Raw genomic sequence first — 21419 nt, 5'->3', positions numbered from 1 at the left:
CAATAATTTATTTAGTTAATTTTTACCAAATCTATATTTATGACGGACTCAATTTCAATTTTTAATAACGAAAACGTTTTCGATTTAACCGAAAACGTTTTCGATTCTTCATTTAATTATTATATTTAGTCTTTAAATTAAAGATATGAAACCTGTAACATTAAAAGAAATAGCAGAACAATTAAATATATCTGTCACTACAGTTTCAAAAGCCTTAAAAGATTACCCCGATGTTAGTAAAAAAACTAAAGGCTTAGTAAAAGAATTAGCTAAAACTTTAAACTATAAACCCAACACTTTTGCTGTTAATCTCAGAACTAAAGAATCTAAGACTATAGGCTTAATAATACCCGTAATTGTACATCATTTTTTTTCAAATGTGATTAAAGGCATTATTTCACAAGCTGAAAAAAAGGGGTATTTGGTTATCATTCTTCAATCCAATGAATCTTATGAACTAGAAAAAAAACAAATTGATTTGTTACTAAGTCAACGAGTTGACGGTATTCTTATTTCTTTGGCAAATGGAACAGCAGATTTTAGTCACTTAAACCAAATTATAGATCAAGGAAAACCTTTGGTTATGTTTGATAAGATTGCGAAAATAGTAAAATGCTCTAAAGTTATAATTGATGACCGAAAAGCTGCTTATAAAGCAACGCAGCATTTAATAGATATAGGTTGTAAACGTATTGCTCATTTTAGAGGTGCACTTTTACCTCAAAATTCTATTGATAGATTTCTTGGTTACAAAAAAGCATTGTTAGACAACAATTTACCTTATGATCCTTCTTTAGTTTATATATGTGAATGTGGTGACATGAGTTTTGAAGAAGGCAAAAAAAATGCTAAACAATTATTAAATGAGCATAAAGACGTTGATGGTATCTTTATAAATACTGATTTGGTAGCTATTGGAGCTATGACAGAGTTTAATGAACAAGGTATAAAAATCCCTGAAGATATTAGCATCGTTGGGTTTAGCAATTGGTTTATGTCTTCCGTTATATCTCCCACCTTAACCACTATTGACCAACCTGGTTTTAAAATGGGAAAAACAGCTTTTAAACAGCTCTACAAAGAAATAAAAGCTATAAAAAACAAAAAACCTAAAAGACCCAAAACCATTACTCTTGAAACTGAATTAATTGAGAGAGAGTCAACAGAAAAATAGATACTTATAAATCAATTAATATTAATTTTTTATGAAATTAATATTTCTTTTTAATCCTGAATATTTAGTTCGTTTTATTGCCGAATTCTTAAATACTTTTTTGAATGTATCTTCTGTAATTTCCTCCCAATCTTTTTTACTCATAGACAATAATTCTGGGTTCGGATTAAACAATGGTTCATTATGTGATTTTGAAAAACGATTCCATGGACAAACATCTTGACACACATCGCAACCAAACATCCAGTCGTCAAATTGTCCTTTAAATTCTGATGGAATATTTTCTTTTAGTTCAATAGTGAAATAGGAAATACACTTACTGCCATCTACCACATAAGGCTCTGTAATAGCTTGGGTTGGACATGCATCTATACAAGCTGTACAAGTACCACAATGATTGGTTACTGGTGTATCATATTCCAACTCTAAATCGATTATTAACTCTGCAATAAAATAAAATGACCCCACTTGTTGGGTAAGTAAATTACTGTGTTTTCCAACCCAACCTAAACCTGATTTTGCTGCCCAAGCTTTATCTAGCACAGGAGCAGAATCAACAAAAGCACGACCGTAAACCTCACCTATTTCATCTTGAATAAAATGTAATAGTGATTTGAGTTTGTCTTTTATAACGAAGTGATAGTCGTTTCCAAAAGCATATTTAGAAATTTTAAAACTGTCTTGATTTTGTTCTTCTAAAGGAAAGTAATTGAGTAATAATGAAACCACACTTTTAGAACCTTCAACCAATTTTGTAGGATCTAAACGCTTATCAAAATGGTTTTCCATATAACGCATTTCTCCATGCATATTTTGGTTTAACCATTTTTCTAAACGCGGGGCTTCGTCTTCTAAAAATTCAGCTTTACTAATACCACAAGATAAAAAACCGAGGCGTTTTGCTTCGGTTTTTATGAGTTCTGTGTATTTACATTTATTATCAATCAAAATAAACCACCTTGAGTTGATCCTTGTATTTTACCCAAATGCTTATAAGCTTGTTCAGTGACTTCTCTTCCACGAGGTGTTCTCATAATAAACCCTTGTTGAATTAAAAAAGGTTCGTAAACCTCCTCAATAGTTTCAGGACTTTCACTAACAGCTGTAGCAATAGTTGTAATACCTACAGGACCTCCTTTAAATTTATCGATAATAGTAGATAAAATTTTGTTATCCATTTCATCTAAACCATGCGCATCTACATTCAATGCTTCTAAAGCAAATTTGGCTATTTTAATATCGATAGAACCATTACCTTTTATTTGAGCAAAATCCCTAACACGACGTAATAATGCATTTGCAATACGTGGTGTACCTCTACTTCGTCCAGCAATTTCAACTGCTGCCTCCATAGATATTGGAACGTCCAAAATCATAGCACTTCTTTGCACAATAGTTGTTAATAAATCTGTTTTATAATATTGAAGCCTACTTTGAATCCCAAAACGAGCACGCATAGGTGACGTTAATAAACCTGACCGCGTTGTAGCCCCAACTAATGTAAATGGATTTAAATTGATTTGAACGGTTCTAGCATTTGGCCCCGTTTCAATCATGATATCTATTTTATAATCTTCCATAGCAGAATAGAGATACTCTTCCACTATAGGACTCAATCGATGAATCTCATCTATAAATAATACATCTCGTTCATCCAAATTGGTTAATAAACCTGCCAAATCTCCAGGTTTATCTAAAACCGGACCTGAAGTAACTTTAATACCAACGTCTAATTCATTAGCTAAAATATGGGCCAATGTTGTTTTTCCTAATCCTGGAGGCCCATGAAATAAGGTATGATCTAAAGCTTCAGTTCTTAAATTTGCTGCTTGTACGAATATTTGAAGATTTTCCAGAACTTGATCCTGCCCTGTAAAATCATCAAAAGACAGTGGTCTTAACTTTCTTTCTACATCTATTTCCTCTGGAGAAAAATTTTCGTTTGTTGGATCTAGGTTTTCGTTCATATTAAACCCCTTCGACTGCACTCAGGGTGACATTTGGTTTCAATTTAAATATAAGTAAAAATATGGATTCCTGCCTGAGTAGGAATATCAGAGACACTAAAATAAGTTCAGCATAAGCAAATATAAACAAAAAGCCTTTCCGTAATGGAAAGGCTTTTCAAATATTTGGTTGGTAATTCTTGGCTGGTTATTTTAAAATTGTAAACTCACAACGTCTATTAATATCATATTCATCATCATCACAGATACCTTCTTTAACACATTTGTTAAGCGGTTGCATTTCACCATAACCTATACTTTTTAGTCGGTTACGCTCTATACCTTGACTTACTAAATATTCTAGAGTAGAGGCAGCTCTTCGCTTTGATAAATCTAAATTGTATTGATCTGGTCCTCGCGCATCAGTATGTGCAGAGACTTCCACTTCCATAGATGGATATTTCTTCATTAAATTGACTAAAACATTCAGTGTAATGGCAGCATCTTCTCGAATAACAGCTTCATCAAAATCAAAGAAAATCTTATCTAACTCAACTTGTACAACTTGTTCTGTTCCTTTATCTTTTTCTCTAACACGCTCTTCAGCATCAGCAAATGATTCTAAGTTTAAATATATATCATGTTGAACTTTTCCTTTACTATCCGTTGAAAACTCAACATCTTGAGGGATATATGCTTTTCGTGTTCCTCTAACTTTGTATTTTTTATTCGGTTCTATTTTAAAAATATAATACGCATCATCACCAACTATGGTATCCTGAATAACAGTATCTGATTCATCAAATAAGGATACTAATGATCCTGCTAATAGCTCTTTGCTGTTTAAATCTTGTACAACACCTTCAACTTGATATATCGTTAGTGGATTTTGTTGTCTTGCGAAACCGAATAACCTATCATAACCTGTACGATTTGAGGACACATAGCCTTTATTCGTTTTCTCTCTAATCACATAAGCAAAATCATCTAAATTACTATTAATAGAGCTTCCTAAATTAACAGGTTTGTCAAACGTATCATGAACCATGTTGCTTCTAAACACATCTAATCCACCATATCCTTGATGCCCAATAGATGAAAAATACAGCACGCTAAATTCACTAATAAAAGGAAACTGCTCCCTGTGTTTTGTATTGATGGTTTCTCCTAAATTTTCAGGTTCACCATAAGTACCATCATCATTTATTGAAACTCTATAAATATCAAAACTTCCATAAGTCCCTGGCATATCACTGGCAAAATAAAGTGTTTTTTCATCTTTACTTAATGCAGGATGCTCTGTACTATATGAGTTTGAAGTGAATGGTAATGCTGTAACATTTGTCCACTCACCATCAACTAATTCTGCTTTATAAATTTTGATATGTGCAATTCGTTCAGCATCTGTTTTTTTACGTGTTGTATTTGTTCTATTAAAATACATCGTTTTACCATCTTTAGAAATTACTGCATTACTTTCATGCGAACTTGTATTTATGGCTTCTGAAAAAGGTTGAATATCCTCTAAAACATTTTGATTGGTAATTGTAGCACTATACAAATCCAGATACGGCGTATTATTCCATGCATACTCTGGGTTTTCAGAATTTCTTGCCGAAGCAAAGGCTACTTTATTTTTTCCATAAAAAGACAAACCAAAATCGCTGCTAGAATTTCTATTTTCTATCTGTTTTAGTTTAAACGTGTGTGGTGTGGTATTATCAGTCTCCTCAATAAACGCCAAAGTATTTACAGGTTTATTGTAGTAACGTTTTAAATGCTTATCTGCTTCTTTATATTCTTTAACGCCTTTTAAAGCTTGCGCAAATCTAAAATGATAATCAATATCAATGGAATCTCCATATTCAACAAATAACTCTCTATAGGTTTTAATCGCTTTTTGAAGACTAGAATTATAGTAATAACTATCAGCCAAATTTTGAAGTACCTCTTGATTTCGTTCTTTGGTTTCATAAATTTCAGCGGCATCTTTATAAGCTCTCATTTCGAAGAGTTTATTAACGCGTTTTATATTTTTCTTTTGGGCAAACCCTATTCCGCTAACTAATAAAAGGCTTGCAAGTATGTATGTGTATTTTTTCATGTTTCCTAGTATTAAATTATTAGAAGAATCTTGGTGAACGGTCATACCCACCTTTAAATCCGAATAAATCGACATCAAATAAAATGAATATTTCATGAGATCCAGAATTGAAATCCCCCAAATTTGTAGTTGTGTAATCGTAGGCATAACCTATTCTTAAATCTTGAGTAACTCTAAAGTTAATTAGTGCACTAATGGCATCATCTAAACGATAGCCTAATCCTGCTTCCAGCTTTTCATTGATTAAAACATTTGCCGTAATATCAACCGCTAATGGTGCGCCTTTAACACCTCTTGCCATAAATGCGGGTTTTAATTTTACATCTTTATTAATATCAAATACATAACCACCTGTTAAGAAATAATGTACATTCTCGATACCTGTTGCTTTTATACCATTCTCGTTTTCTAGATGTTTGGTTGAAAGCATATTTGGGGCTGATAAACCAACGTAATAGGTGTCAGTAAAAAAGAATGCACCTATTCCTAAATTTGGAAAGGCTCTGTTGATGTTTTCATCAAAAGCATTATCACCACTTGCTGGTCCTGATTGTAATTGTAAGCCATTAAAATTAGTGTCAAACATTCTAACTCCTGCTTTTACACCAAAAGATATTTTTGTTTCAATTCCAACGGGCAACACATAAGCAAAATCTGCAAATATGTTATTTTCATTAACAATATCTCCAATATTGTCGTTAGTAAAAGACACACCCATTTCAATCTTTTCATTAATAGGTGTATGCGCAAAAAAGGTTCCTGTTTTAGGTGCTCCTTCTAGTCCTACCCATTGGGTTCTATATAATCCACCAAGGTTTAAAATACCTTCTTCTGCCGTAGCATAGGCTGGATTGATTACACTCATATTATACATATACTGAGTGAATTGTGGGTCTTGTTGTGCAAAACTTTGTAATGACAAGAGCGTCAAACTTAACAAAGCAGCGATTTTATGATATATATTTAATGTTTTCATCGTCTTAAATTTTGCTTTATCTATAAATTATCTGCTTAAGTATAAGCGTCCTTGTTCTGGTTTATTTTCCCCATCGTTAAATCGGAAAATGTAGAAATAAACACCTACTGGTAAATCGCCTTTTGCAACAATTCTTCCTTGATTAGAGGTTCCATCAAACCGTGGTGTATTCGCATTCCCTTTATAAACAATATGTCCATTTCTGTTGTAAATCTCTAAAACGAAATTTGGATACAAAATATCTAGATTATCAATATCATAAGTATCGTTAATTCCATCTCCATTTGGAGAGAAACCATCAGGCAAACTTACTTTACCACAGGCTGTTAAATCTGGAATAACCTCCAAGCGAATACTGCTCTCACAACCAGTTACTGCATCAAATAATGCTACATAATAGGTTATGTTTGTTAGTAATGTTGTTTCAGAAAGTGCTGAACCTCCAGTTTGAACATCATACCACCTGAGATTATCTGCTGTAGAATCATACTCAACAATATTATCAGAAAGTGTTCTTATTGTTGGATTATCGTTTATACAATATTCAATCATAGCATCATCTATTGTTGGTGTTGGTGTATCATTAACTGTTACATTAATTTGAACTGAAATGGATGACTCACAACCTGTACTATTTGTCTGAGTTGCATAATAATCTTCCCCATCTACCAATACATCTGTAACAGTTAAGGGTAATGTTAATGCTGCGTCTTCATACCAATTTACGGTACCTGTTGGACGAATACTTGAAGATAAATCAGCAACTGTAGGATTATCTACCAAACAAAACTCAGGGTTTGCTTCTAAGACAATTATTGGTGGTGAATCATTAACAGTAACTGTAATACTCGCCATAGAATCTGGTGAACAGGGAGATACTGCGGTTACTGTATAAGTGTAGGTTCCAGAAGCATCTACTGTTGGGTCAAACATTCCTGTTCCACTATCCAATACTGGAGACCATGTTCCACCACTTTGTGCTCCTGAACCTAATAACGTAAATAAATCTATTGGCATATCACCAGCACAAATTCCTGTAGAAGCATCACTTCCTGCATTTGGAGCAAGTGTTACTGTTGTTATAACTTGATTGGTGAATGTTCCACAACTATTTGTTAGTGTGTATGTATATGTACCGTCAGCATCAACTAATGGATCAAATACACCTGTGCCACTTGCTAATGTTGGCGACCAACTACCTCCAGTATCTGCACCTCCCAAGAGTGTAAATAAATCTTCCGTACCATTATTGCTACAAATATCTAAAGTTGGATTGATATTTGACCCAGCACTTAAAGGTTCTTCAATAGTAACCGTTATAGTTTCACTGTCATCAAGACAAGGAGCTGAAGCAGTTACCATGTATATAAAACTATAGGTTCCAGCTGAAACACCTGTTGCATCAAAAAGATTTCCAGATAAATTACCCACTCCATCATCATTATTCCATGTACCACCAGAATCTTGAGTTCCGTCAAGTCCAGTAAACAAATCAATACTAGTATTGTTATTACATGAAACTATTATTGTTGTGTTTGGATCTCCAGCATTTGGTGTTTGATAAATAGTAGCCATTACAGCTGTTCTAACTGAAGACTCACAATTTGTAGTGGCATCCGTTTGAGTTGCATAGTAGGTTTGACCATCTACTAAGGCTGTTGTATCAGACAACAGATTACCCCCTGTTAAAGCGTCATACCATTGAATGGTTGTTCCTGTTGCAACTAAATCTGATACTGTTGCTGTATCACAAAATTCCTGTGGTGTTGTTGCAGTAGGAGCTGGAGTATCATTAATAATTATACTAACTGTAACATTAGCATCGTCACATACGCCTATTGCATCAACATCAAAAGTAAAATTATATGTTGCCGGTATTAAAGCATCTAAAGCAACTATGTTTCCAGATAAAGCTCCAGAAGCATCATCATCTATCCAAGTTCCTGTTTGATCTTCATCTGTTAATAAATCAAACAAATTATATGTTTGACCAGTCATTATATCTGCAGCACAAAATTCGATTGGTGCGTTTGCAGTACCTGATTCTGGCGCATCTACTACAGTTATTCTAACTGTTGAACTGTTTGTACAACTATTAACATCTGTTATGGTATAAGTGAAATTATAATTTCCAATTGTCAATTGTGTTAAATCTACATCGCTTCCTGTAAGCGCTCCTGATGTATCATCGTCTGCCCAAGTTCCTCCTGTATCTTCTCCGGTTAATTGTCCGAATAAATCTAATGGTGAATTTGTAGCTAAATCATTTTCACAAAATGGAGATGGGTTATTTACTATACCGGTATTTGGTAATGGATTGATTATAACTTGAACGGTTACTAATTCATCATCACAGATTCCAATAGCATCAACATCAAAAGTGAAACTATAAGTATTTGGAGTTAGTACTGATAAGTCTATTAGATTACTAGATGTTGAACCTGTGTTATCAATACCTACATACCATTGCCCAGCTTGATCTTCGCTTTCTAATAAATCGAACAAATCAAAACTTGAAGGTGCTGAACCTTCGCAATATTCAGGAAAAGCAGTAACTGATGTTCCCGATTCAGGTGCATCTTCTACTATGATAGTCACTGTTGAACTATTTGTGCAATTATTTGTATCTGTTATAGTATAAGTAAAATTGTAATTTCCAATCGTTAATTGTGTTAAATCTACATCACTTCCTGTAAGCGCTCCTGATGTATCATCGTCTGTCCAAGTACCTCCTGTATCTTCTCCAGTTAATTGCCCGAATAAATTTAATGGTGAATTTGCAGCTAAATCATTTTCACAAAATGGAGATGGATTATTTACTATACCAGTATTTGGTAATGGATTGATTGTAACTTGAACCGTCACTAATTCATCATCACAACTTCCAATTAAATCAACGTCAAATGTAAAGTTATAAGTATTTGGAGTTAGTACTGATAAGTCTATTAGATTACTAGTTGTTGAACCTGTGTTATCAATACCTACAAACCATTGCCCGGTTTGATCTTCACCTTCTAATAAATCAAATAAATCAAAACTTGAAGGAGCTGAACCTTCACAATATTCTGGAAAAGTAGTTATAGGTGTTCCCGATTCAGGTGCGTCTTCAATAATTATTGAAATTTGTTCAGAATCCGAGCATGTTCCATTATCAATAGTATATGTAAATAAATATGGACTTCCTGCTACTGTAAAACTTGTTATATCGATTGGATTTGAGACTGAAGTATTGGTAACATCTGTCCATGTTCCTGAATTATTATCTTGAGAACCATCTAGAGCATCAAACAAATTATAAGGGGAGTTTGATATTAAATCATTTTCACAAAAAGCATCGTTTAAGGCCACCCCTGCATTAGGATCTTGTAGGACTATAATTTGTATTGTTGTAGATTCTTCAGGACATGGATTGGGTGATAAATTTTGAGTATATGTAAAGTTATAAGTATTTGGAGTAAAACTTGATAAATCAATAGTAGAAGTAACAATAGGATCTGAACTTGATGTACCTTGTGTCCATTGACCTCCTAAGTCATGATTTTCTATAAGAGAAAATAAATCAAATGCTGAAGGTAATCCAGCCTCACAAAATGATACTGGGTTTAAAGGAGATGGAATTCCAGAGGAAAGCGTTTCAAAAACTTGAATTGTTACATTAGAAATACCATCAGGACATACGCCGTTACTTGTTACTGTATATGTAAATGTATAAGTTCCTGCTGTTGTTAGTGTTGAAATATTTACAGTACCGTTATGCCCGTTTGAAGTAGATATTGGTCCAGACCATGTTCCAGTTGTATCTGGTGTCCCTCCAAGCTCATTAAACAAATCGAAATCTGAAGCAGGCAAACTATCATCACAGTATTCTAGATTCCCTGGGGTTCCTGGGTCAACTGGTATATCAATATTTACTATTACTTCAACAGGGTTGCTATCGCAGAAAACATCATTAATTTGGAGGTAGTAACTATTACCATCTATTAAAGCAGTTGACAAAGATAATGCTGGAGGAACTGGGTCTCCAGACCCATCTAAACTAGTATACCAACTAAAATTGGTGGCTGTTGTTCCTGTATCTAAATCACCAATGGTAGGATTATCGTCTGAACAAAACGCTTGAGGAGATGTTGGATTAGGGTCTGTAGGTGCACTAAAAACACCCAATTGTGCCAGTTCTAATTGGCTTTTACAACCTCCATTATCAACAAAAACAATATAATAATTAGTGGCCCCCACAGTTATTGTATCTGTCGGATTAGCTAAACTTGTTAAATCAACATCATAGTAGATCTCTACAGAACCTCCAATAGGAATAATCGCTTGTAAAACATCATCTATATAAGTTTGTACTGTAGCGTTTTCATTACTACAATACACCTGATCTAAATTTTGACCAGTATCGTTCAATAAAAAATCAATGGTTATAGAGGCTCTAGCTCCACAAGTTCCCGAATTATCATCAGCATAATAAATACCTTCTGTAACAAGCTCTGTTGGATTAAATAAACTTCCTCCTGAGGGAGAGTCATACCATACAATACCATTTCCGCCATCGGTAGCAAAGGCATTTAAATCATTAAAGGTAAAACCCGAAGCATCACATATAGGTGGAGGGGTTGGATCAGTAATAGTTGGACATTGAGCTAAACTCGAAAAAGATAGCCCAAAAACCAACAAATAAAAAAATGCATAGTAAGTCGCATTTTTTCTAGTAGATTTGGTTCTCATAGTTGATAGATTAAAATCAATTAATTAATAGCAGTGGAAATCATATTAAAACAAGGTTTAAAATATTTCCGAACGCAATTTAACTGATTTTTTTGTATTTCATCGAGTTTTTTTAATATTTTTTGTATTTCATCGAAAAAATAAGCTTTTAAACAGAAAAAGGCACACTTTAAAAGTGTGCCTTTTTTAATATAAAAAATAATGCTGTTTAGTGTTGTAGTTCTTCTTCGCCTTCTTTTAGAGGAATATTTTGTGGTACAAAGTCTACATCATGTCCTGGTTTACTGTAATCATAGGCCCATCGGTGTACATGAGGTATTTCACCTGGCCAGTTACCATGCATATGTTCAACTGGAGCTGTCCATTCTAATGTTGTAGATTTCCATGGGTTTTGTACTGCTTTCTTACCATAAAAAATACTTGCAAAGAAATTGTATAAATATACTATTTGAACAACACCTCCAACTAAAGCAAACATTGTAATAATAACATTTGCATTTGCAGTATCATCAAATAATGGGAAGTTACTATTTGTATAATAACGTCTTGGTAAACCTGCCATACCTATAAAGTGCATTGGAAAAAACACACCATAAGCACAAACAGCAGTAACCCAGAAATGAATATAACCCAAGTTTTTATTTAACATACGTCCAAACATCCTTGGATACCAATGGTAAATACCAGCAAACATTCCATAAAGAGCAGAAATACCCATTACTAAGTGGAAGTGTGCAACTACAAAATAAGTATCGTGTACATTAATGTCTAAAGCTGAATCTCCTAAAATAATACCTGTTAAACCACCTGTTATAAATGTAGAAACAAATCCTATTGAAAATAACATGGCAGGGTTCATCTGTAAATTACCTTTCCAAAGTGTTGTTATCCAGTTAAATGCTTTTACTGCAGAAGGTATAGCAATTAGTAATGTTGTGAATGTAAATACAGATCCTAAAAATGGATTCATTCCTGAAATAAACATATGGTGACCCCACACGATTGTTGAAAGGAATGCAATCGCTAATATAGAAGCAATCATAGCACGGTAACCAAATATAGGCTTACGCGAATTTGACGCCATAATTTCTGAAACTAATCCCATCGCAGGTAATATAACAATATATACTTCGGGGTGTCCAAGAAACCAAAACAAATGCTCAAATAATACAGGTGAGCCACCTTGGTAATGTAATACTTCTCCTTGAATAAATATATCTGATAAGAAGAATGATGTTCCAAAACTTCTATCCATTATTAATAATAAGGCCGCAGACAATAAAACTGGGAATGATATAATACCAATTACCGCTGTTACAAAGAATGCCCAAATAGTTAAAGGCAATCTAGTCATAGACATCCCTTTAGTTCTTAAGTTGATTACAGTAACCACATAGTTTAATGACCCCAATAATGAAGAAGCAATAAATATAGCCATAGATACTAACCATAAGGTCATACCCATACCAGAACCTCCTTGAGCAAGTGGCAACGCACTTAAGGGAGGATATATAGTCCAACCTGCTGCTGCAGGTCCAGCTTCTACAAATAATGAAATTACCATAATTACACTAGATAGAAAAAACAACCAATATGAGACCATGTTAAGGAATCCTGATGCCATATCTCGTGCTCCAATTTGTAATGGAATTAAAAGATTACTAAACGTACCACTTAAACCAGCCGTTAATACAAAGAATACCATAATGGTACCATGAATAGTAACTAATGCTAAATATATATCTGCATCCATAACACCATCTGGTGCCCATTTACCTAATAAAGCTTCAAACAATACGTTTGGTTCCTCTGGCCATGCAATTTGCATACGGAACATCATAGACATTAAAACTCCAATAACTCCCATTATAGTACCTGTGATAAGGTACTGCTTAGCAATCATCTTATGATCCTGACTAAATATATATTTAGTAACAAACGTTTCTTTATGATGATGTCCGTGATCGTCGTCGTGAGCGTGGTTATCTGCGTGTGCTGACATAATCTTATATCGTTTTTTTCTTTTTTAAATTAATTTACTAGAGAGTTCTTGAATTCTTTTTGTTCTGCAATCCAAGCATCATATTCTTCTTGTGTTTCAACTACAATCTTCATTTGCATATTATAATGTGATTTTCCACATATCTTATTACATAATAATAGATAATCAAACTCATAACGTTCTAAAGCATCTTCACCTTTAGCTACAAGCTTTTTACTCTTCTCTACTCTAATATTATTAATATTTTGAATCTTTTCAATCATCTGAGGTGTTTCTCGCATTTCAGAAGTAGTAACCGTTGGTGTAAAACCAAACTGAGTAATCATACCTGGTACACAATTCATTTGTGCTCTAAAGTGTGGCATATATGCAGAATGTAAAACATCTTGCGATCGCATTTTAAATAAAACTGGTCTACCAACTGGTAAGTGCAATTCTGTAGTAATAATATCATCTTGAGCATTAGGGTCAGATTCATCTAAACCCAAAATATTAGCACGATCTATATCAATTAAACGCACATTTGCTTTTCCAAGAGTATTATCTGCACCGCCATATCTAGCTTTCCAGTTAAACTGCTGCGCATATAATTCAACTACCAATGGGTCGTCACTTTCATCTACACCCATAATATTAATCCAAGTACTTAATCCATAAATGATTAAACCTGCAAGAACAATTACTGGTATAATTGTCCATATGGCTTCTAATTTATTATTATCAGCGAAAAACAATGCTTTCTTACCTTTTTCTCCTTTGTATTTATAAGCAAAATAATGTAATAAGAATTGTGTAACTGTTTGAACAAAGAAAATGATAACCATAGAAATAATCATCAAGTTATCTATAGTTGGACCATGTTCAGAAGCTGAGTTAGACATTAATGGCAAATCGCCCCATTTAACAAAACTTACAATGGTTATAATGTAAATGAATGCCAAAAAGCCCATCATTAAATAACCATTTATGGTATTGTCTTTGTCAGTAGCAACGCCAGAGGTAGAGCTTTCGTTTTTAGCTTGAGCTAAATCAAAAATCTTAACCATTTGCCATATGGCAATAAGAATAAATACTAAAACTATAATTGTTAATAAAGCAGTCATTGGTATCGTTCGTCTTTATTTAAAATCTTATTAATAATGAAACTCTTCACTTTCCTTTCTGAAAGGATAGCCTTTTACAAGTAATGGTGCTTTTGTTAAAGCTGTAAATACTATAAATATGAATAATCCTGCAAAAAGCAATACTGAACTTATTTCAGGGATTCCTATAAACCATCTATCTCCAACAGTTGCAGGCATAATCATATTAAAAATATCAATGTAATGTCCAAATAAAATAACTAGACCAGCCATGACTACAAACCAAGGAATACGTTTATAATCGGCATTCATTAACATTAATATTGGGAATACAAAATTCATAACCACCATGCCTAGGAAAGGTAATTTATAATCTTGAAAACGTGTTACAAAGTATGTTACTTCTTCAGGGATATTAGAATACCAAATCAACATAAACTGTGAGAACCACAGGTATGTCCAGAAAATACTAAATGCAAACATAAATTTAGCTACATCATGTAAATGGTTTTCATTTACAAACTCTAAATAATTTCTAGATTTTAAGTAAATAGTTATTAAAGCTATAACTGTAATACCACTCACAAACATACTAGCAAACACATACCATCCAAATAATGTTGAAAACCAGTGAGGGTCTACACTCATTATCCAATCCCAAGACATCATTGATTCTGTGTATATAAAAAACACTAAAAATGCTGCTGAAATACGGAATGATTTTTTGAAATTACTTTTATCTTCAGCGGTATCTTGAGCAATAGAGAATTTTCTTGAGAAGTGACGATATAAACTCCAACCTCCAATAAAAATTAAACCTCTAATAATGAATCCCCAAATATTTAACCATCCAGATTTTCCTTGTATTAATTTATCATGAGCCACAACCTCTGGATCCATCCAGATAAATATATTGTTATGACCTATAAAATGTGATGCTGCAGCTATTCCCAAAACAATTAAAGCTCCAGGCAATAAGTAAGCTGTCATCCCTTCCATAACTCTAAAAAGTACTGGTGACCATCCTGCTTGAGATGCAATTTGAATCGCATAAAACGCTAAAACGCCTAAAGCAATCATCATAAAGAAAAAGGCAGCTACATACAATGCAGACCATGGTCTATTTGCTATTTGGTGTTGAACATGTTCAATATGTTTGGTATGTTCATCAACTTCTGAATGCGCATCATCTCCATGAGTTTCAACTGCAGCATGAGCTCCGTGACTAGCTTCAGCATGAGCAACTTCTTCCCCATGTCCACCACCATGATGAGATTCTTCTGCAAGTAAGTGTTCAACTTCTTCAAAAGATTTATGAGATGTCATAAAACCATATCCTACACCTAATGCTCCTAATATCATTAGAATGAAAGAAAATGTCTTTAATTTATTTGAAAATGTATACATATCTATAATAATCTTATCAATCTTACTTTTCTAAATCGGCTTTCAACTTTAAAACGTAAGCAACCACTTGCCACCGCTCTTCTTCATTTAATTGGTTAGCATAAGAACCCATTGCATTTTTACCATAATAAATGGTGTGATAAATGCTACCTTCATTTATAGCTCTTCCTGCATCATCATAACTTGGTATTCCAAGAATTTTTTCACGCTTTACTAGTTTTCCTTGACCTTTACCTTTGTTACCATGACAAATGCCACAATAAATACTATAAAGCTCTTTACCTCTTTCCAAATCTACTTGTGTAGAATCTAAAGAAGATTTCAAGGTAGCTTTAGCCAATTCATAACCTTGAGTACTGTTCTCTATATCAAAAGGCACAAAACCTCTTGGAATGGAGCCTTCAGCAGGCACTTGTGCTTCAATTCCATTAGGAAATGCAGCTTCTCCATAAGTTTCATATCCAGCAGATTCATACATGTTGGGCATGAATTGATAGTTTGGTGCAGTATCTTTTTTACATGATACAGACACTAAAACAACTGCTATTGCTAATATTTTAATTAAGCTTTTCATATTTATATTAATGGGCTTTATCAACTAAATTAATTTCAACTGCTCCTGTTTCTTTAAGTAAGCTTTCTAATTCTCCTTCATTTCCATGAACCGCAATTTCCATCAAGAAATGATCATCGGTTGTTCTTGGGTCAGGGTTTTCAGCCTCTTTGAATGGCCACATTCTACTACGTAAGTAAAATGTAATTACCATTAAATGTGCTGCAAAAAATACAGTTAACTCAAACATAATTGGAACAAAGGCTGGCATATTTTCCAAGTAACTAAAACTTGGCTTACCACCAATATTTTGTGGCCAATCTTCAATCATGATAAAATTCATCATAACTATGGCAACGGTTAAACCAACTAACCCATACATAAATGCTGTAATAGCAATACGTGTAGGCGCAAGTCCCATAGCTTTGTCTAGTCCGTGAACCGGAAACGGTGTATATATTTCTTCAATGTGATGTTTTTCTGCCTTAACCTTTTTTACGGCTGACATTAAAATATCATCATCAGTATAAATAGCGTGAATAACTTTTGAAGCTTCCATTGACTATATTTAGTTTATTAATTTTTTAGCTTGTCCTGCCCAATCATCACGTTCTGCTCTTCCTGGGAAAGATTCTGTAATTGAGTCTAACAAATCATATTCTTTTTTTGTCATTTTACTAACTTGAAGGAAAGTATAAATACCTATACTATTAAGTACCCCCTCCATTTTAGGTCCAACACCACTAATTTTCTTCAAATCATCAGCAGTTTGAGTAGCCGCATCAAAAGCACCAATACTTCCCAATAAGTTACTTACTTTTTCAGAATTATCACCAGTAGATATTTTCGCTTCTGTCTTTTTTGCAGGTTGTATTGCTGTATTTCCAGAAGTTCTAGCATCTGCACCAGTTCCAACTAAACTATCGCCTCTTTCTCTAATGTTTTTATAACGTTCACCAGAAGATTTCAAAATTGTTTTTACTTCTGCTTGAGCGATAACAGGGAATGTTCTAGAGTACAACAAGAATAATACAAAGAAGAATCCAATTGTTCCGATGAAAATTCCAATATCTACAAATGTTGGAGAGAACATTGTCCATGATGATGGTAAGTAATCTCTATGTAAAGATGTTACAATAATTACAAAACGCTCAAACCACATACCTATGTTTACCACAATAGAAATAAAGAATGAGAACATAATACTTGTTCTTAGTTTCTTGAACCACATAAACTGTGGAGAGAATACGTTACAAGTCATCATCGCCCAATATGCCCACCAGTAAGGACCAGTTGCTCTATTTAAAAAGGCATATTGCTCATACTCTACACCAGAATACCATGCAATAAATAACTCTGTAATATATGCTACACCAACTATAGAACCTGTAATCATAATTACTATGTTCATTAACTCGATGTGTTGTACTGTAATATAGTCTTCAAGGTTACACACTTTTCTCATAATTATAAGAAGTGTATTTACCATAGCAAATCCTGAGAATACCGCACCAGCAACAAAGTATGGTGGAAATATTGTTGTATGCCAACCAGGAATAACTGATGTTGCAAAGTCAAATGATACGATAGTATGCACAGAAAGTACTAATGGTGTTGCTAAACCTGCAAGTACCAATGATACTTCTTCAAAACGTTGCCAATCTTTAGCACGACCTGACCAACCGAAACTTAATAAAGAATATATTTTCTTTTGGAACGGCTTGATAGCTCTATCACGTAACATAGCAAAATCAGGTAATAAACCAGTCCACCAGAATACTAATGATACCGATAAATATGTTGAAATTGCAAATACATCCCAAAGTAAAGGCGAGTTAAAGTTTACCCATAACGAACCAAATTGATTTGGAATTGGTAATACCCAATATCCTAACCACGGACGGCCCATGTGTATAATAGGGAATAAACCTGCTTGAACTACAGAGAAAATCGTCATGGCTTCCGCTGAACGGTTAATTGCCATTCTCCATTTTTGACGGAATAATAGAAGTACCGCAGAAATAAGCGTTCCTGCGTGACCAATACCAACCCACCAAACGAAGTTAGTAATATCCCAAGCCCAACCAACGGTCTTGTTTAAACCCCAAGTTCCAATACCTGTAGATATAGTATATAAAATACATCCAATTCCCCAAAGAAAAGCTGCAAGAGAGATACCAAAAACTATCCACCATTGTTTATTTGCTTTTCCTTCTACAGGTTTAGCCACATCCACAGTAACATCGTGATATGATTTTTCGCCTGTAACTAAGGGTCTTCTAATAGGTGCTTCGTAATGAGACGCCATAATTATATAATTGATTCTTTAATTAGATTTATGCTTCAGTTGTATTTCTCACTTTTGTTTGATATTGCACATTTGGCTTAGTGCCTACATGTTCTAACAAGTGATACATACGGTTATCTTCCTTAAGTTTTGCAACTTTACTGTCTTTATCATTGATATCTCCAAAAGTCATTGCTCCATTACTACAAGCAGCAGAACAAGCGGTTTGGAATTCGCCATCTTTAATTTGACGTCCGTCACGCTTCGCATCAAGAATTGTTTTTTGTGTCATTTGAATACACATAGAACATTTTTCCATTACACCACGAGAACGCACAACAACATCTGGATTTAATACCATTCGTCCTAAATCATCATTCATATGATAATCGAACTCATCATTTCCATTATATAAAAACCAGTTGAAACGACGGACTTTATAAGGACAGTTGTTTGCACAATATCTAGTACCTACACAACGGTTATATGCCATATGATTTTGACCTTGACGGCCATGTGATGTTGCAGCTACTGGACAAACAGTTTCACAAGGTGCATGGTTACAATGCTGACACATTACTGGTTGGAATGCTACTTGAGGATTCTCAGAAGCATTTTCCATTTCACCAAACTCACTTAATGAGCTTCCTAAACCAGAAATATTATCTTTTTTATCATTATCACCTTCAAATGATTCCTCAGATGAATAATATCTATCAATACGCAACCAGTGCATATCTCTACTTCGTCTTACTTCGGTTTTACCAACAACAGGTACATTATTTTCAGCGTGACAAGCAATTACACAAGCACCACATCCTGTACAAGCATTTAAATCGATTGATAAGTTGAAGTGATGCCCGATAGAGCGATCAAATTCATCCCATAAATCAACTTCTGGAGAAGTTACTGGAGTTTCTTCATGATTTAAAGAGACTACAGGAACTGCATTCCAGTATTTTTTATCCTTTGTGTTAAATATCTCTAAAGTAGTTTCTTTAATGATATCTCCACGACCCATTAATGTATTGTGAAGCTGAACTGAAGCAAATTCATGCTCACCAGCAGTTGGCTCGATAGTAACACTCTGAACGTTATTAAAGTTTTGGTATAATGTGTATGCATTAACACCTGTTTGCATTTCCTCTTTTAACCCTGCAGTTCTACCATAACCTAGTGCTAATCCAACAGAGCCTTTTGCTTGACCAGGTTGTATCATTACTGGAGCAGTAATTGTCACACCGTTTACAGTAACATTAGCATAACTACCGTTTAATGCACCATTAGCTACATGTGTATTACTTAACCCAATAGTATCTGCATCTGCTTTTGAAACCGTTAAATAGTTATCCCATGATGCTCTTGAAATAGGATCTGGAAATTCTTGTAACCATGGGTTATTGGCTTGCTGACCATCACCCATACCTACTTTGGTATATAATGTTAATTCTAAACCTTCAGATTTAGCAGATGCGGCTAACGAGCGCGCTGCATTTCCAAAAGGTGTTGCATTTTCTTCTTCAACTACTTCTGCAGTTTCTTCAACTTCTGTAGCAATTGTTCCAACATAAGCACCATCATGTAAGGCTTTATTGAAAGAACCTCCACCCAAAATACTAGTTCCCCAAGCGTCTTTAATATAATCGTGATAAGACACATCGTTTCCATTCCACTTTAATAAAGCTTCCTGAAACTGTCTTGTATCAAATAAAGGACGAATTGTAGGTTGCATTAATGCATAGTGCCCTTTTTTAAATTCAACATCTCCCCATGACTCTAAGTAGTGAGGTGCTGCTGCAATATATTGTGCTTGTGTAGACGTTTCATCAGCTTTCATTGAGAACGCTACAGATAATTCTGTTTTTTTCAATCCTTCAGCAAAATCTGAAGCATTCGCCAAGGTGTATATTGGATTTACTCCACTCATGATAATTGCAGCAACTTTACCAGCTTTCATATCAGCTACTAATTGTGCTACTGCTTTATCATTACCTTGTCTTGTTTTAATTGGTGTTTTAGGATCAAAAGCCTTACTTCCTAAAGCTTCATTAATTTCGATAGCAACTGTTTGTGCATTTACATCGTTAATACCAGTAACTACAACACCATTACTTCCTGCTTTCTTCAATTGAGAAGCAGCTTTTTTAACTGCATCTTCAATATGAGTAGGTAAATCTCCTGAAACAGAACCACCAACGATTTGACTATGTAATTTAGCTAAAGCTATTTTTTGTTGAGATGGTGTTAAAGGCACACGTTTATCAGCATTTGCACCAGTTAAAGACATGTTAGACTCAAACTGAACGTGTCTTGACATTTTGCCGTGATCTGGAACTCTATTTTTAGAATATCCAGAATCAAAACCGCCACCTTGCCAATCTCCTAAGAAATCAGCACCAACAGAAACGATAGTCATCGCTTTTTCAAAATCATAATTTGCCAGTGCGCGTTCACCATATTTAGCTTGGTAAGCATCTAATGCAGCAGATTCTGAAACAGCATCATAAACTACATGACGTACATTACCGTATTTTTCTTTAAACTCAGATATCAACTTACTAGTTGAAGGACTTGCAAAAGTTTGTGTTAGCAACACAATATCTTTATTTGCTGCTGCAATATCAGTTAACTTACTAGTAGTTTCAGAATCAAAATCACTCCAGGAAATTGACTTATCACCCTTTTTTGGACCTTGTACTCTTAGACTATCATACAAACCTAAAACCGAAGCATTTACTCTAGCATTTGCACTACCATTAGTAGCCGCCATAGTATTGTTTTCTATCTTAATGGGACGACCTTCGCGTGTTTTCACCAAAACACTTGCAAAATCAAATCCATTAGCAATAGTCGTTGCATAGTAATTAGCTACTCCAGGAATAATCTCTGTAGGTTGAACTACATAAGGGATAGATTTTTTTACTGGCCCCTCACAAGCAGCTAACGATGCTGCAGCTGTACTAAACCCAACATATTTTAAGAAATCGCGACGTGTAGTAGACGTTGACTCTAATGTATCTTTATCACCTAAAAACTCATCTGTAGGAATCTCTGCTACAAACTCATTTTGTTTGAGCGTCTCAACAATAGAGCTATTTTCGTTTAGCTCTTCAACACTTTTCCAGTATTTCTTGTTTGATGACATATTGTTTACTAGTTA

General features: G+C 34.2%; 13 protein-coding genes. 1 reads left to right on the top strand and 12 read right to left on the bottom strand.

The genetic code is table 11. The features are described from left to right. Nucleotides 1-145 precede the first annotated feature (145 nt). Nucleotides 146-1174, top strand: coding sequence for a LacI family DNA-binding transcriptional regulator (locus tag Q0772_RS06195; protein ID WP_298341535.1), 1029 nt, complete (start codon nucleotides 146-148; stop codon nucleotides 1172-1174). A gap of 21 nt (nucleotides 1175-1195) precedes the next feature. Here the strand turns inward: Q0772_RS06195 and queG are convergent, their stop codons facing one another. The 12 genes from queG to Q0772_RS06135 form a co-directional block, all read right to left on the bottom strand. Beyond that, entirely contained in the window at nucleotides 1196-2119 is a 924-nt protein-coding gene (queG, locus tag Q0772_RS06190) for a tRNA epoxyqueuosine(34) reductase QueG (RefSeq protein ID WP_298342429.1), read from the bottom strand. Beyond that, on the bottom strand, nucleotides 2119-3141 hold the full coding sequence (gene ruvB / locus Q0772_RS06185) for a Holliday junction branch migration DNA helicase RuvB (RefSeq protein WP_298341532.1): 1023 nt from the start codon (nucleotides 3139-3141) through the stop codon (nucleotides 2119-2121). The genes queG and ruvB overlap by 1 nt, the downstream gene beginning before the upstream one ends. Before the next feature lie 187 nt (nucleotides 3142-3328). Further along, entirely contained in the window at nucleotides 3329-5320 is a 1992-nt protein-coding gene (locus Q0772_RS06180) for an OmpA family protein (RefSeq protein WP_298341529.1), read from the bottom strand. Then, nucleotides 5244-6200: a type IX secretion system membrane protein PorP/SprF gene (locus tag Q0772_RS06175; RefSeq protein ID WP_298341526.1), complete on the bottom strand. Its 957-nt coding sequence runs from the start codon at nucleotides 6198-6200 to the stop codon at nucleotides 5244-5246. The genes Q0772_RS06180 and Q0772_RS06175 overlap by 77 nt, the downstream gene beginning before the upstream one ends. 27 nt (nucleotides 6201-6227) lie before the next feature. Next, complete coding sequence (locus tag Q0772_RS06170) at nucleotides 6228-10928, bottom strand: gliding motility-associated C-terminal domain-containing protein (protein ID WP_298341523.1); 4701 nt, start codon at nucleotides 10926-10928, stop codon at nucleotides 6228-6230. A 208-nt stretch (nucleotides 10929-11136) separates the two neighbouring features. Then, nucleotides 11137-12930, bottom strand: coding sequence for a cbb3-type cytochrome c oxidase subunit I (locus Q0772_RS06165; protein WP_298341521.1), 1794 nt, complete (start codon nucleotides 12928-12930; stop codon nucleotides 11137-11139). Between the two features lie 29 nt (nucleotides 12931-12959). Further along, entirely contained in the window at nucleotides 12960-14033 is a 1074-nt protein-coding gene (locus Q0772_RS06160; RefSeq protein ID WP_298341518.1) for a cytochrome c oxidase subunit II, read from the bottom strand. 30 nt (nucleotides 14034-14063) lie between these two features. Then, a complete protein-coding gene (locus Q0772_RS06155; RefSeq protein ID WP_298341514.1) occupies nucleotides 14064-15419 on the bottom strand; it encodes a quinol:cytochrome C oxidoreductase in 1356 nt (451 codons plus the stop codon). Between the two features lie 22 nt (nucleotides 15420-15441). Next, complete coding sequence (locus tag Q0772_RS06150) at nucleotides 15442-15993, bottom strand: cytochrome c (RefSeq protein ID WP_298341511.1); 552 nt, start codon at nucleotides 15991-15993, stop codon at nucleotides 15442-15444. A gap of 7 nt (nucleotides 15994-16000) precedes the next feature. Then, nucleotides 16001-16531 carry a DUF3341 domain-containing protein gene (locus Q0772_RS06145; RefSeq protein WP_298341508.1) on the bottom strand — a complete coding sequence of 177 codons (531 nt, stop codon included), beginning with the start codon at nucleotides 16529-16531 and terminating at the stop codon, nucleotides 16001-16003. A 9-nt stretch (nucleotides 16532-16540) separates the two neighbouring features. Then, nucleotides 16541-18280: an NrfD/PsrC family molybdoenzyme membrane anchor subunit gene (nrfD, locus tag Q0772_RS06140; protein WP_298341505.1), complete on the bottom strand. Its 1740-nt coding sequence runs from the start codon at nucleotides 18278-18280 to the stop codon at nucleotides 16541-16543. 28 nt (nucleotides 18281-18308) lie between these two features. Beyond that, nucleotides 18309-21404 carry a TAT-variant-translocated molybdopterin oxidoreductase gene (locus Q0772_RS06135; protein ID WP_298341503.1) on the bottom strand — a complete coding sequence of 1032 codons (3096 nt, stop codon included), beginning with the start codon at nucleotides 21402-21404 and terminating at the stop codon, nucleotides 18309-18311. Nucleotides 21405-21419: the final 15 nt, after the last annotated feature.

It is taken from the genome of uncultured Algibacter sp., assembly GCF_947490405.1.
Lineage (GTDB): Bacteria > Bacteroidota > Bacteroidia > Flavobacteriales > Flavobacteriaceae > Algibacter_B.
This window is presented reverse-complemented; position numbering and strand designations above follow the sequence as displayed.